Below are 13,713 nucleotides of genomic sequence, written 5' to 3'. Positions count from 1 at the left end.
CGGGGCGTGCGGCGGCCGGCGCGGTGGGCACGCACGCCGAGGGGCGGTCACCCGTACGGTGACCGCCCCTCGGCTCGTACCGGGCCGGAGCCGGCTACGCGCGCAGCTCCGCCGCGACCAGCTCGGCGATCTGCACGGCGTTCAGGGCCGCGCCCTTGCGGAGGTTGTCGCTGGAGACGAACAGGGCGAGACCGTTGTCCACGGTCTCGTCCCGGCGGATGCGACCCACGAAGGAGGGGTCCTGGCCGGCCGCCTGCAGCGGGGTCGGGATGTCGCTGAGGGCGACACCGGGAGCGCCGGCCAGCAGCTCCGTCGCGCGCTCCGGGGACAGCGGACGGGCGAAGCGGGCGTTGACCTGGAGGGAGTGGCCGGAGAAGACCGGGACGCGCACGCAGGTGCCCGAGACCTTCAGGTCCGGGATCTCCAGGATCTTGCGGGACTCGTTGCGGAGCTTCTGCTCCTCGTCGGTCTCGTTCAGGCCGTCGTCGACGAGGTTCCCGGCGAAGGGCAGCACGTTGAAGGCGATCGGCCGCTTGTAGACGGCCGGCTCGGGGAAGTCGACCGCCGAGCCGTCGTGGGTCAGCCGGTCGGCCTCGGCGGCGACCTTCTGCGTCTGGCCGTGCAGTTCCGCCACGCCCGCGAGACCCGAGCCGGACACGGCCTGGTAGGTCGCCACGACCAGGGCCTCGAGGCCCGCCTCCGCGTGCAGCGGCCTGAGGACCGGCATCGCCGCCATCGTGGTGCAGTTCGGATTGGCGATGATGCCCTTGGGCCGGTTCATCATCGCGTGCGGGTTCACCTCGGAGACCACCAGCGGCACGTCCGGGTCACTGCGCCACGCCGAGGAGTTGTCGATCACGACCGCGCCCTGCGAGGCGACCTTCTCGGCCAGGGCCCTGGATGTCGCGCCGCCCGCGGAGAACAGCACGATGTCCAGGCCGGTGTAGTCGGCGGCCGTCGCGTCCTCCACCGTCACGCCGTCGACCACCTTGCCGGCCGAGCGGGCCGAGGCGAACAGGCGCAGCTCGGTGGCAGGGAAGTCGCGCTCCGTGAGGATCCTGCGCATGACCGTGCCGACCTGACCGGTGGCTCCGACGATTCCGACCCTCACGGTGACTCCCTCTGCGTGTTCGAACCTGCTGTGCGGCCGAGGCCTTCCCATGATGCGGCCGACCCCGGCCCACCTGTCCAATCCTTTGCGCCGCGCGACCCGGTACGAGGACGCCCCGCCGCCAGGCGTGGTTGCGGTCGTTCCGTGACAACGCACGGTGAACTGCAGATATTCGCCCACAGCGGCCACGGCGCCGCAAGCTGTGCTGTGGTGCGTGCCTGCCCGCCGGTATCCGGCGTATACGCGATGTGACGTACGCCTCGGCCCGCCTCCGTGGCAGCCGGGGCCCGACGGCGCCCCCGGCGGGAGGTCCGGCGCGCCGTTCCCCGGCGGACCGCGGGCGAGGAGGCCGTCGTCGGCGGCCGCCCGGACGACGTGCCCGCCCGCGCGCCCGGAGGACGTGCGAGCCCGCGCGCGGGACGACGTGCCGGCCCGCGGGTCCTGATCGGGGCGGGGCCGGCCTCCCGCGTCCCTCGCCCGCCCACGGCAAAGGGGCGGGCGCCCTGTACGGACGCCCGCCCCCTTCCGTGCCCGGTGAGCTACTGCGTGACCTTCTCGATCTTCACGCTGCCGGTGCCCGTGACCGTGCCGCGCGCGTTGAGGAGCTGGACGCGGCCGAAGAACTCACGTCCCTCGGGTGCCTCGGCGGCCGCCGTGACCTGGCCGGTCACGGTCGCCGAGGCGCCGGTGCCCAGCTTCACCGCCGGCGTGTCGCCGACCGTGACGGTGCCGAGCGTCGCGGAGAAGAACACGTCCCGGTAGTCGTAGGCGGTCGAGCCGGACGGCACCGAGTAGCCCACGACCTTGACGGTGTACGTGCCGGCGGCGGGCCTGGCGATGGACACCGCCTCCTCCGAGTCGCCGTCCGCGGACTGCGCGACCTGCGCGCCGCTCGCGTCGTAGACCGTGAGGTCCAGGTCGGCGGCCGTGTCCGTGACGTTGCCGATGGCCACGTCGAGCGACTGGGCGCCCTCGGGGACGACCACGGTGGTGGTCCGGGTCTCGCCGTCCGCGATGGTCGGGCGGTCCGTCTTCGAGGAGCCGAGCGGGCCGCCGGCGAGCTTGCCCTCCAGGGCCGCGTACTTGTTCGTCACCGTCCAGGAGGCGGTGACCGGCGTGCCGACCTTGGCCTCGGCCACGGTGACGGTCTCCGGGTCGAAGACGGCGCCGAGGACGGAGACGTCCAGCCGGTAGGGGTTGTCGAGCAGCGGCGAGGTGCGGCGCGCCTCGACCTCGATCTCCCAGACGCCGGCCTGCGGGTCCGCGTAGGCGCGCACGTCGGGCTTGCAGCCGTTGCCGTCGAGGTAGTTGTTGTAGCAGTACGGCGTGGAGGTGTTGTCGACCGGAGTGCCGTACGGGTGGATGGCGATGAACCGGGTCTGGCTCTTGTCCTTCAGGCCGCCGATCGCGACCTCCAGGGACTTGGCGCCCTCCGGCACGGTCAGGAAGTACGACCGGGTGCTGTTGCGCTGCACCGAGCCGGACGCCGCGTACGTGTACGCGACCGGCGACGACGCCACGACCGTGGTGAGGATCTGCTGGTCGACGCCCACGGTGAACGGATCGTCCACCTCGAGGATCGCGCTCTTGATGCCCGCCGACGACGGGGCGGCCTGGACGCGGACGGTCACCGGCTGGTTCAGCCCCAGCTTCACCAGCGGGGAGCCGACGACGCGGAAGGTGCCGCCCGCGTTGTTGACCAGCCGCAGCGTGTGCCAGACGGCCCGGTCGGGGCCGGAGGTGCGGGTGACGGTGACGTCGTACGTCTTGCGCTCACCGGCCTTCAGGCCGCCCTCGCGGTCGTACAGGCCGGTGCCGAAGCCCGGGGTCTTCAGGGCGTAGTCGATCGCCGTGTCGACGGGGGCCTTGACCGTGTAGGTGTGGGCGCTCGCGCCGTGGCGGATCGCGTTCCAGGCGTCCACGACGTCGATGCGGCCCGCGCCCTCCTCGTAGGCCTGGACGCCCGGGATGTGGTGGGCGGTCGAGGTCAGCGCGGTGCGCAGCACGGCCGGGGTGAGGTCGATGCCCTGCTGCCCGGCGGCCGACAGCAGCAGCGCCGAGGCACCCGCCGCCTGCGGGGACGCCATCGAGGTGCCCTGGAGCATCGAGTAGCCCGCCGGCAGCGCGTAGCCGGCCTCGGCGACCGGGGAGCCCGGCAGCCAGGTCTGGGTGGTGTTGATCGCCGCGCCGGGCGCGGTCAGGGTCGGCGTGAAGCCGCCGTCCTCACGCGGACCGCGCGAGGAGAAGGGCATCATCGCGTACTCGGTCTCCACGGCCGAGCCGTAGTTGGCGGCCCAGGTCTCCTTGGAGATGGCCGCGCCGACCGAGACGACCTTGTCGGCCAGGCCCGGGTCGCCGATCGTGTTGGCGCCGGGGCCGGAGTTGCCGGCGGATATCACCAGCTGCACGCCGTAGGTGTCGATCAGGCGCGTGTACAGCTCGGCGCGCGCGTTGTTGCCGTCGTTCAGCGCCGGCAGGCCGCCGATCGACATGTTGACGATGTCGACGCCGCGGTTGGCGACGAGGTCGATCATGCCCTCGGTGAGCGCGACGTTGGTGCAGCCGCCGGTCCAGGTGCAGGCCCGGGAGGAGACGATCTTCGCGCCGGGGGCGGCGCCGTTCATCTTCCCGCCGAACAGGCCGTTGGCGGCGGTGATGCCGGCGACGTGGGTGCCGTGCTCGGACTCGATGACGCCGATGTTGACGAAGTCGGCCTTCTTCCCGATCCAGGACCCGCCGTAGGGGTCCATCGGCACGTCCTTGCGGATCTGCACGACGAACGGCTGGCGCTCGACGACGTCCGTCTTCGGGTCGTCGGTGCCGAAGTACCCGATCTGGTAACCGTCCTTGTACGGCTTCATCGGCTGGTCGTCGGTGAAGTCGGCGTTGTTGTTCAGGTCGACGCGGACCGTGCCGGCCGCCGCGTCGTACAGCACGCCCCAGGAGTCGGTGGTGTCGCCGTCGCGGTTGGCGTCGCCCTTGGCGTCGCCGCCCGCGGTGACGGACTCCTTGAAGGTGCTGATCCGGTAGGAGCCCGCCGGGGCCGTCCAGCTCTGGCCGCTGTAGGTGAAGGAGGGCCCGGACACGGACGTGACCATCGGACGCCAGGTGGCGTCGGAGTCGAGGATCGGGTCGGTCGCGGTCACCCAGTCGACGATCTTGCGCTCGCCGGTGGTGGTCTCCTGCAGCGCCGGGTGGCCGAGGTCCACGCCGGAGTCGAGGATGCCGATGGTGACGCCCCGGCCGTCCGCCTTCGGGTGCTGCGCGACGAAGTCGACGGCGCCCGTCTCGAAGGACGGGTTGTACGGGTTCTTCGCGGGGGTGTTCCGGCCGGGCGCCGCGTACGTGGTGCCGCCGCTGGCCCCCGCGCCCCTGGCGGTGCCCGCGTTCGGCGCCGGGTCGTCGAGCGGTATCTCCTGCCGCAGGTCGATGGCGTGCACCGTGGACAGCTTGGCGGCGGAGGCGATGGCCGAGTCGGCCCTGGCCGTCGGGACGGTGGCGCGGACGTAGCCGAGCCGGTCGTAGGTGAGGCCGACGGAGCCGCCCTCGACCGCGTCCAGCTGCTCGGCGACCTGCTCGGTGCGGCCCGGCGCGGTCGCGATCATCATCGTGACGTTCTTGGCGCCGTCGGCCTTGGCCTCGGCGAGCAGGTCCGCGTCGTCCGAACCGAGCTTGGCGGTCGCGGACTTGACGGGCGCGTCGCCCGGGGTGGGGCTGTCCTGGGCGGCGGCCAGGGGTATCGGCCCGGCCGCGGAGAGCGCGGCCACCACGCCGGCGGCCACGGTGAGGCGGGCCAGGCGTCTCGCGCCCGTGAGCGGGGCGCGGGAGGGGTCGGAGGTCATCGGCATCCCAATGGGTGAAGGAACGAGCGAGGTGCGATCGGGTCGACCGCTCAGGTCCGGATTTCTGGGCCGGACGATCGCTCAGCTTTACCCAAAGGCAAGTTTTTGGGGAGAGTTGACCGTCACAGGGCGGGACGCATGGCGTACTTCCGCCATGCGCCACGGGGGAGATAGGCCGTCAAAAGATGATGTGTCCCTCGATGGCGGCCCGTTCGGCGGGCCCCGGGGTCGGACGTTTCAGCCGCGTGAACGCGCGCGGTGGCGGGACGCCTTCGCGCGGTTGCCGCACACCGCCATGGAGCACCGGCGGCGGGTGCCGTTCCGTGAGGTGTCGAAGAACTGCGGGCCGCACGCCGCGTGCACGCAGCGGCGGATCCGGTCCGGGGCGGTGGCGAACAGTCGGAGGTAGTCGCGGGCGGCGAGCCGGGCCGGTCCCCGCGCCGGGCCGGCTGTGCGGTGCGGTACCTTTCGGCCGGCGTCGGGCCGATCCGCACGGCAGGGCCTAAAGTCGCGGTGTGCGCCAGACGTTGAGGGTGGCGGCCTACGCCGTGTGCGTCCGTGACGGCCGGCTCCTGCTCGCCCGCGGCCGCAACCGCGACGGCCTCCCGGAGTGGACCCTGCCCGGCGGGGGCCTGGAGCACGGCGAGGACCCGTACGACGCCGTGCTGCGTGAGGTGGCGGAGGAGACCGGCTACCGCGCCGAGGTCGCCCGCCTGCTCGGCGTCGACTCCTTGCGCCAGGCCCTCCCGCGCCGGGGCACCCGCTCCGCCAGGGACCACCACGCCGTACGGCTCGTCTACGAGGGCCGGATCGTGGGGGGAGAGCTGCGCCACGAGACCGGCGGCTCCACGGACATGGCCGCCTGGCACCCCCTCGCCGCGGTACCCGCCCTGACGCGCGTCGGCCTGGTCGACGTCGCTCTGACGCTGTGGCGGGACAGACCCGCCGTGGGGCGCGCCTGAGCGCTTCCGGTGCCGGACCGCTCGGCGGACCGTCGGGAGGGGCCCGCCGACGCCCCCGGCGGGCCCCTCCCTCTCCCCTGCTGTCCGTTCTCGCGTCGGCACTACCGGGGCAGCACCACGACGTGCGCGGCGGGCTCGCGGTCGCCCGCCGCCATCAGGGCCGTGCGGACCACCGTGGCCTGCTGCCGCATCGCGTCCCGCAGCTTCCTGGGCGTGATGTGGACGACCGTGATGCCCAGCCGCTCCAGGTGCTCCCGCTTGCGGGCGTACTGCGACCACACGGCGTCCTCGTCGGGGCGCGGGGCACGGGTGTCCAGCTCCACCGCGACCGCCTCCTCCGGCCAGTAGGCGTCCAGACCGCCGAGGTGCGGGCCGCCCGGCAGCCGCAGGTCCACGTTCCACACCGGGTCCGGCAGGCCGAACTCGCGCACCATCCGGTACAGGCGGTCCTCCGCGACGGCCCGCCCCTCGGCCAGCAGCGAGTCCACCGCGTCCACCACGTGCGGCCGGCCCAGCAGCCGGGCCCGGGTCAGCTCGGCCACCAGGGCCGCCGGTTCGCAGTGGCCGCCGCGCACCGCCTCCGTCAGCAGCCGCCGCACCGAAGTGGCGTCCGTCAGTCCGGCCACCGCGTCGGCGAGGGCGCGCGGCACGGGGGCCACCGGAAGGCCCGTGACCGTCTCGGGGGCGGGCAGGTTGGCCGTGCGGACCAGCCGCGCGCAGCCCACCGAGCGCAGCCGGCGCCTGCGCGGCACCAGGACGTCGATCCGCTCCAGCGACGGCAGGGGAGGGGCGGAGGCGAAACCGTGCAGGGTGAGGGCGGCCAGCCCGGTGACCAGCGCCTCCGCGTACACGGGGTGGTGCGGGTCCTGGGCGGTCGGTTGGACCGGCACCCCGGCCGCCGCCTGCGGACCGCGCGCCGCGTAGGCCAGGACCGCGCGCAGCCGGTCCTCGCTGGTGGGCGGACCGGGGTGGAGCAGGAAGACGCCGGGCAGGAGCTCCTGCCAGCCGCCGCCCGGGCGGCAGCGACCGGCCGCCTCCGCGGCCGGGACGCCGTGGGCGCGCAGCTGACCGGCCGTCAGGATCCGCCGGTCGGCCTGCGGGAGGTGGGACAGGGGGCGGGGGGAGAGGGGGGTGTCGTGGTTCATGACCCGGAGATTTCCGCAGCGGATCGGCCCCGTAACCGCTGTTACACGTCCGTCGAAGAATCTGGACAAGCTCGCCCTAAAGGACGGATGTTCGGATGCCGAAAACCCCTGGTCCCTCCGGGGAGGGGCCAGGGGTTACGGGCTTCATGACTGAATTTCGTAACGGTCACCGAGCGCCCGAGCGTTGGCCAGAGATCGGCCCTACCGGCCGGTGCCCGCGGCTGCCGCGTCGCACGCCTGTCCGCGCAGCGTCCGCGCCAGGTCGTCACGCGCCTCCAGCACCAGGCGGCGCAGCGCCGGCGCGGCCTGCTCGTGCGCGGCGAGCCACGCGTCGGCCGCCTCGAGCGTCTCCGGCGAGTCCTGGGACGACGGGAACAGGCCCTGGACGACGTCCATCCCGATCTGGATCGACCGCTCGGTCCACACCCGCTCGATCGCCGCGAAGTACTTGGCCGTGTACGGCGCGAGCAGCTCCCGCTGCGACGGCCGGCCGAAGCCCGCGATCGTCGCCTCGACCAGCGCGTTGGACAGTGCGTCCGATTCCACGACCTGCGCCCACGCCTGCTCCTTCACGGCGGCCGAGGGGCGCGCGGCCAGGCAGCGCACCTGGTGGCGCTTGCCGGAGGCGGTGTCGTCGCGGGCCAGCTCCTCCGCCAGCGCCCTCTCGTCGGCGATCCCGTGCGCGGCCAGCGGCGTCAGGAACGCCCAGCGCAGCTCCTGGTCCACCTCCAGGCCGTCGATCCGCGCCGTGCCCGCCAGCAGCTCCCGCAGCAGTCCCAGGTCGTCCGGGGCCGACGCCACGGTGGCGAAGAACCGCGCCCAGGCGAGCTGGTGCTCGCTGCCCGGCTCGGCCTGCCACAGCTCGCGCAGCGCGCCCTCGGCGACCAGCCGTTCACCGGTCGCCCGCCAGTCCGGCGCCGCGTAGTGCACCAGCGCCGACTCGGCCCACGCGTGCAGCATCTGCAGCACGCCGATGTCGGACTCGCGGCCGGCGAACCGCAGCACCAGGCCGACGAAGTCCCGGGCCGGCAGCAGCGCGTCCCGCGTCATGTTCCACAGCGCCGACCAGCACAGCGCCCGGGCCAGGGGGTCGGTGAGGTCGCCCAGGTTCGCGCGCAGCGCCTCCAGCGAGGCCTCGTCGAAGCGGATCTTGCAGTACGTCAGGTCGTCGTCGTTGACCAGCACCAGCTCGGGAGCGTCCGCGCCGGCCAGCTCCGCCACCACGGTCCGCGGGCCGTTCACGTCGGCCTCCGCCCGCGCGTACCGCTCCAGGACGCCGCCGTCCGTGCGCCGGTACAGTCCCACCGCCACCCGGTGCGGCCGCAGCTGCGGATGGCTCTCCGCGGCCTCCTGCAGCACCGCGAGCTCGTCGATCCGGCCCTCGGCGTCCAGCAGCACCTGCGGGGTCAGCGCGTTCACCCCGGCCGTCTGCAGCCAGGCCCGCGCCCATGCGCTCATGTCCCGCCCGCTGGTCTCCTCCAGGACCGCCAGCAGGTCCCCCAGGCGCGTGTTGCCGTACGCGTGCCGCTTGAAGTAGCGCCGCGCCCCCTCCAGGAAGGCGTCGCGGCCGACGTAGGCGACCAGCTGCTTGAGGACGGACGCGCCCTTGGCGTACGTGATGCCGTCGAAGTTGAGCTTGGCGTCCTGCAGGTCGCGGATGTCCGCGGTGATCGGGTGCGTCGAGGGCAGCTGGTCCGCGCGGTACGCCCACGCCTTGCGGCGGTTGGCGAAGGTGATCCAGCCGTCCGTGAAACGGGTCGCGCCGACCAGCGAGAAGGAGCCCATGAAGTCGGCGAAGGACTCCTTCAGCCACAGGTCGTCCCACCACTCCATGGTGACCAGGTCGCCGAACCACATGTGCGCCATCTCGTGCAGGATGACGTTCGCCCGGGCCTCGTAGGACGCCTGCGTCACCTTGCCGCGGAAGATGTACTCCTCGCGGAAGGTCACCAGGCCCGGGTTCTCCATGGCGCCCAGGTTGTACTCCGGCACGAACGCCTGGTCGTACTTGCCGAACGGGTACGGGTAGTCGAAGTGGTCGTGGAAGAAGTCCAGGCCCTGCTTGGTGACCAGGAAGACGTCGTCGGCGTCGAAGTGCTTCGCCAGGCCCTTGCGGCACAGGGCGCCGAGCGGGATCTCCAGCCGGGTGCCGTCGGCGAACGTGCGGGTGTAGGTGTCCGTCACGTAGTGGTACGGGCCCGCCACCACACAGGTGATGTACGTCGAGATCGGCTTGGTCTCCGCGAAGCGCCAGACGCCGTCGTGCCGTTCCCCCGCGCCGTTGCTCCACACGGTCCAGCCCTCCGGCGCCCGCACCTCGAACCGGAACGGGGCCTTGAGGTCGGGCTGCTCGAAGCACGCGAACACGCGGCGGGAGTCCGCCGGCTCGTACTGCGTGTAGAGGTAGACCTCGCCGTCCTCGGGGTCGACGAAGCGGTGCAGTCCCTCGCCGGTGCGCGAGTAGGCGCACCGGGCGTCGACGACGAGCTCGTTGTCGGCGGCCAGGTCCTCCAGGCGGACGCGGGCGCCGTCGAAGACCTCGCCGGGGTCGAGGTCCCGGCCGTTGAGCCGGACGGCGGTGACGGCCGGCGCGATCAGGTCGGCGAAGGTGGAGGCGCCGGGCTCGGCGCAGCGGAAGCGGAGCGTCGTCACGGACCGGAAGGTGCGCGGCCCGTCCTCTGTCTGCTCGCCCACCGCGGAGCGCAGGTCGAGGGACACGTCGTAGCTCTCGACCGACAGCAGGGCGGCCCGCTCCCGGGCCTCGTCGCGGGACAGGTTCTCACCGGGCACGGGCGGCACTCCTAGCAACGACTCGACTACGTGGGCGGACCCGTCGGACACGACGGACAGGACCGATCCTGCCATGTGCCCCTGACGCGAGGCAGCCGGGAATGGGACCGGCCGGGGCGGGGTTGAGCGTTCCACAGCAGTAACCGTTGCCGTATCCCGAGGAGAGCGATGTCCGAGTCCGCGACCGCGTCCGGCAAGACCCCCGTCGACTTCTGGTTCGACCCCCTGTGCCCCTGGGCCTGGATGACATCCCGGTGGGTGCTGGAGGTGGAGAAGGTGCGGGACATCGAGGTCCGCTGGCACGTCATGAGCCTGGCGGTGCTCAACGAGCCCAAGCTCGACGAGCTGCCCGAGGAGTACCGGGAGATGCTGACCACCAAGGCGTGGGCGCCGGTGCGCGTGGTGACCGCGGCCTGGCAGAAGCACGGCGAGGACGTCCTCGGCCCGCTCTACACCGCGCTCGGCACCCGCTTCCACAACCGGGGCGAGGGCCCGACGCGCGAGGCCATCGCCGGGGCGCTCCAGGACGCGGGCCTGCCCGCCGACCTCGTCGAGTACGCCGACCAGGAGGACTTCGCCTTCGACGCCGAGCTGCGCGCCTCCCACAAGGAGGGCATCGACAAGGTGGGCCAGGAGGTCGGCACCCCGGTCATCGCGGTGCCCGGCTCCGACGGCCGGCAGATCGCCTTCTTCGGCCCCGTCGTCACCCCGGCCCCGAAGGGCGAGGAGGCCGCCCGGCTGTGGGACGGCACCCTGGCCGTCGCCTCGGTCCCCGGCTTCTACGAGATCAAGCGGACGCGGACGGCCGGGCCGGACTTCAGCAACCTCTGAGCATTCGCCCCGACCGCGACCGGCCCGTGGACGAGCGCTGCGGCGGTGGCCGGCGCGGCCTACTCGCCGGGCAGGTCGCCGCCGTCGTCCCAGTCGTAGCGGCGCTGGTAGCGCCTGCACCCCGCGCGGGTGCAGCGGATGTAGGCCTCCGGCGGGAAGTCCCGCTTCTCCCTGCGGACGTGTGCCTTCTCGACGGCGTCGAGGGCACGGAACCTCTGCAGGGGGCCACCGCAGTTGGGGCACCGCTTGAACACCATGCCGTGAGCGTAGGGCGCGCGGGTGCGCACGGCAGCCCGGAGAACGCCCTCGCCGCCCGAACGGGAGCCCCCGCGCGTCACACGCGCGGGGGCTCCCGCCTTCCCGCCCGCGCGAGCGGCGGGCCGTCTCAGGTCCGGGCGCGTGCGCGCTGCCGGATGAAGCCGGCCAGCGCGAAGCACAGTGTCATACCACCCGTCGAGTACAGCTGCACGCGGGTGCCGGGCTCCCGGGCCATCAGGACGAAGACCGCGGCCATGCCGGCCAGCGCGACCCAGGTCAGCCACGGGAACGCCCACATCCGCACGGCCGGCCGTTCCGGCGTCTCGCGCTCGAGCCGGCGCCGCAGCCGCAGTTGCGAGACCGCGATGAAGATCCACACGACCAGGATCACCGCGCCGATCATGTTGAGCAGCCAGGGGAACACGTCGTCCGGCCGCCAGTAGCTGAGCAGCACGCAGGCGAAACCGAAGACGCAGGACGTCAGCACGGCGGCCCGCGGCACGCCCCCGGAGACGCGGGCCAGCGCCTTCGGGCCCTGGCCGCGCCGCACCAGCGAGTAGGCGATGCGGGAGGACCCGTAGATGTTGGCGTTCATCGCGCTCAGCAGCGCCACCAGGACGACCACGTTCATCAGCTGGCCGGCGCCCGGGATGCCCAGGCGGTCGAGGGCGGCGACGTACGGGCCCTTCGCGACCACCTCGGGGGAGTCCCAGGGGACGAGGGTGACGATGACCGCCATGGAACCGATGTAGAACAGCGCGATGCGCCACATCGCCGTGCGCACGGCGCTCGCCACGCCCCGGACCGGGTCCTCCGACTCGGCCGCCGCGATCGTCACCGTCTCCAGGCCGCCGTAGGCGAACACCGAGGCGAGCAGGCCGACCACCAGGCCCTCGCCGCCGTTCGGCAGGAAGTCGCTCAGATGGCTCGCACCCGGCGCGTCCGTGCCGGGCAGGACACCGGCGATGGCCAGCACGCCGAGAACGAGGAACAGGGTGATCGCCCCGACCTTCAGCGCCGCGAACCAGAACTCGAACTCGCCGAAGTTCTTCACCGCGGCGAGGTTCGCGCCGCAGAAGACGACCATGAAGAGCGCCACCCAGGCCCACTCCGGCGTGCCCGGCAGCCAGCCGGTGACGATCTTCGCGGCGCCGATGCCCTCCAGGCCGACCGCCGTGCACAGCAGCACCCAGAACGACCAGCCGGCGGTGAACCCGGCCCACGGCCCGAACGCCCGCTCGGCGTGCGCGGAGAAGGAGCCCGACGACGGGTACGCCGCGGACATCTCGCCGAGCATCCGCATCACCAGCATCACGAGGAGACCGGAGAGGGCGTAGGCCACGACGATCGAGGGACCCGCGGCGGCGATGCCCGCGCCGGAGCCGACGAAGAGGCCGGCGCCGATGACGCCGCCGAGCGCGATCATCGAGAGGTGGCGCTTCTTCAGGCCGTGGGACAGGGAGACGTCGTCCGCCTCGGGGGGCGTGACGGTGGTGCTGCTGGGCATGTGCGCGGCTCGTCCGGTCCGGGGATGGGGGCAAACGCCCACAGTCTGGGCGCAGGCACCGCTCCGGCGGAGTGGCCGCCCATCATTCGGACGCCCGCCGTACGCGACGTGACCCGCCGGTCACGCCCGGGGGCGCCGGACCCCCGTCCCGGCGCCCCCGGGCGGAACGCGGCCCCTCGTCCGGTGCTCCCTGGGGAACGCGCCTTCGTCCCGTGTTCCCGACGGAGCACCCGGCGCCCGGAGGTGTCCCCGGCCGTGCGCTCCCGCTCGTGGCGTGGCCCCGCGTCGTCCGTTCCGGCGGCGTCCTTTGGTGGAACCCTACAGACGCCCTCTCCCGCGCCGGCGTCGGCGAAACCACATCACCTCAGTGACCGGCGTCACGCCGCCCGTCGTGTCACCGGTCTCCTTTGTGCGGTGCCCACCAAGGCCCGCTTCCACCCTTTGTCGAGCACTGACGGTGATCATCGTATGGACGCTGGGATAGCGTCACCGTGTCCCGAACCGCCCACACCCCGCGGAGCCCCCATGAGCACAGCTGCCGCCACCGCCCGTCCCGGCGAGGTCCTCGCCGACCTGCTGCCCGCGTCCCGCGTGCGCGACACCGCTCTCGTCGTCGGCGGCGCCGCCCTCACCGGTCTCGCCGCCCAGCTCTCCGTCCCGGTGCCCGGCTCCCCGGTGCCGGTGACCGGCCAGACCTTCGCCGCGCTGCTCGTCGGCACCGCGCTCGGCACCCGCCGCGGCTTCCTCTCCCTCGCCCTGTACGCGCTCGCGGGCGTCGCGGGCGTGCCGTGGTTCGCGGGCGGCGCCTCCGGTGCGGCCGCTCCGTCCTTCGGCTACGTCCTCGGCATGCTGCTGGCCGCCACGGTCGTCGGCGCCCTGGCCCGCCGCGGCGCCGACCGCTCGGCGCTGCGCATGGCCGGCACGATGCTGCTGGGCGAGGCGGTCGTCTACGCCGTCGGCGTGCCCTACCTGGCCCTGGCCACCGGCATGTCGGCGTCCGCGGCCGTCGCGGCCGGCCTGACCCCGTTCCTGATCGGCGACGCCCTCAAGGCCGCCCTGGCCATGGGCGCGCTGCCGACCGCCTGGCGGCTGCTGGGGAAGTGACCGGCCGAGCCGTTCCGCCACGCGGTCGGCGCGGCCGCGCCGGCCGCCGGAAACGCCAGAGGGAGTCCCTTCGCGAAGGGGCGGGGGCGCGGAAGTGGGCCCGTCAGAGCACAAGACGACAATGACGTGATAACGATATTGGTATTGATTTTGTAAATTTTGT

Annotated in this window: 9 protein-coding genes and 1 pseudogene; 3 read left to right on the top strand and 7 right to left on the bottom strand. The window is 73.1% G+C overall.

Features of this window, described 5'->3' with window-relative positions; translation table 11 throughout:
- Nucleotides 1–94 precede the first annotated feature (94 nt).
- The 3 genes and pseudogenes from ACWDNY_RS07255 to ACWDNY_RS07245 form a co-directional block, all read right to left on the bottom strand.
- Nucleotides 95–1,111, bottom strand: coding sequence for an aspartate-semialdehyde dehydrogenase (locus ACWDNY_RS07255; protein WP_451644730.1), 1,017 nt, complete (start codon nt 1,109–1,111; stop codon nt 95–97).
- Between the two features lie 539 nt (nt 1,112–1,650).
- Nucleotides 1,651–4,953 carry a S8 family serine peptidase gene (locus ACWDNY_RS07250; protein ID WP_451644804.1) on the bottom strand — a complete coding sequence of 1,101 codons (3,303 nt, stop codon included), beginning with the start codon at nt 4,951–4,953 and terminating at the stop codon, nt 1,651–1,653.
- A 237-nt stretch (nt 4,954–5,190) separates the two neighbouring features.
- Nucleotides 5,191–5,397: pseudogene (locus ACWDNY_RS07245) on the bottom strand (CGNR zinc finger domain-containing protein); the annotation flags it as partial.
- A 71-nt stretch (nt 5,398–5,468) separates the two neighbouring features.
- Here ACWDNY_RS07245 and ACWDNY_RS07240 point away from each other — a divergent pair.
- Complete coding sequence (locus ACWDNY_RS07240) at nt 5,469–5,915, top strand: NUDIX hydrolase (RefSeq protein ID WP_451644729.1); 447 nt, start codon at nt 5,469–5,471, stop codon at nt 5,913–5,915.
- Between the two features lie 101 nt (nt 5,916–6,016).
- On the opposite strand, the gene ACWDNY_RS07235 is transcribed toward ACWDNY_RS07240, so the two are convergent.
- Nucleotides 6,017–7,060, bottom strand: coding sequence for a hypothetical protein (locus tag ACWDNY_RS07235; RefSeq protein ID WP_451644728.1), 1,044 nt, complete (start codon nt 7,058–7,060; stop codon nt 6,017–6,019).
- A 201-nt stretch (nt 7,061–7,261) separates the two neighbouring features.
- A complete protein-coding gene (gene pepN, locus ACWDNY_RS07230) occupies nt 7,262–9,850 on the bottom strand; it encodes an aminopeptidase N (RefSeq protein ID WP_451644803.1) in 2,589 nt (862 codons plus the stop codon).
- Nucleotides 9,851–10,018: 168 nt separating this feature from the next.
- On the opposite strand from pepN, the gene ACWDNY_RS07225 reads away from it, so the two are divergent.
- Nucleotides 10,019–10,681, top strand: a complete 663-nt coding sequence (locus ACWDNY_RS07225; RefSeq protein WP_451644727.1) for a mycothiol-dependent nitroreductase Rv2466c family protein — start codon at nt 10,019–10,021, stop codon at nt 10,679–10,681.
- Nucleotides 10,682–10,740: 59 nt separating this feature from the next.
- Here ACWDNY_RS07225 and ACWDNY_RS07220 read toward each other — a convergent pair whose 3' ends face one another.
- A complete protein-coding gene (locus ACWDNY_RS07220) occupies nt 10,741–10,938 on the bottom strand; it encodes a hypothetical protein (RefSeq protein WP_451644726.1) in 198 nt (65 codons plus the stop codon).
- 128 nt (nt 10,939–11,066) lie between these two features.
- Nucleotides 11,067–12,446 (bottom strand): amino acid permease, encoded by a 1,380-nt coding sequence (locus ACWDNY_RS07215; protein WP_451644725.1) that lies wholly within the window; start codon nt 12,444–12,446, stop codon nt 11,067–11,069.
- A 525-nt stretch (nt 12,447–12,971) separates the two neighbouring features.
- Between ACWDNY_RS07215 and ACWDNY_RS07210 the strand changes: the two genes are divergently transcribed.
- Complete coding sequence (locus ACWDNY_RS07210) at nt 12,972–13,550, top strand: biotin transporter BioY (protein ID WP_451644724.1); 579 nt, start codon at nt 12,972–12,974, stop codon at nt 13,548–13,550.
- Nucleotides 13,551–13,713 lie beyond the last annotated feature (163 nt).

This window comes from Streptomyces sp. NPDC003697 (assembly GCF_053587115.1).
The sequence above is the reverse complement of the archived record's forward strand: the minus strand, read 5'-3'. Positions and strand labels throughout refer to the sequence as shown.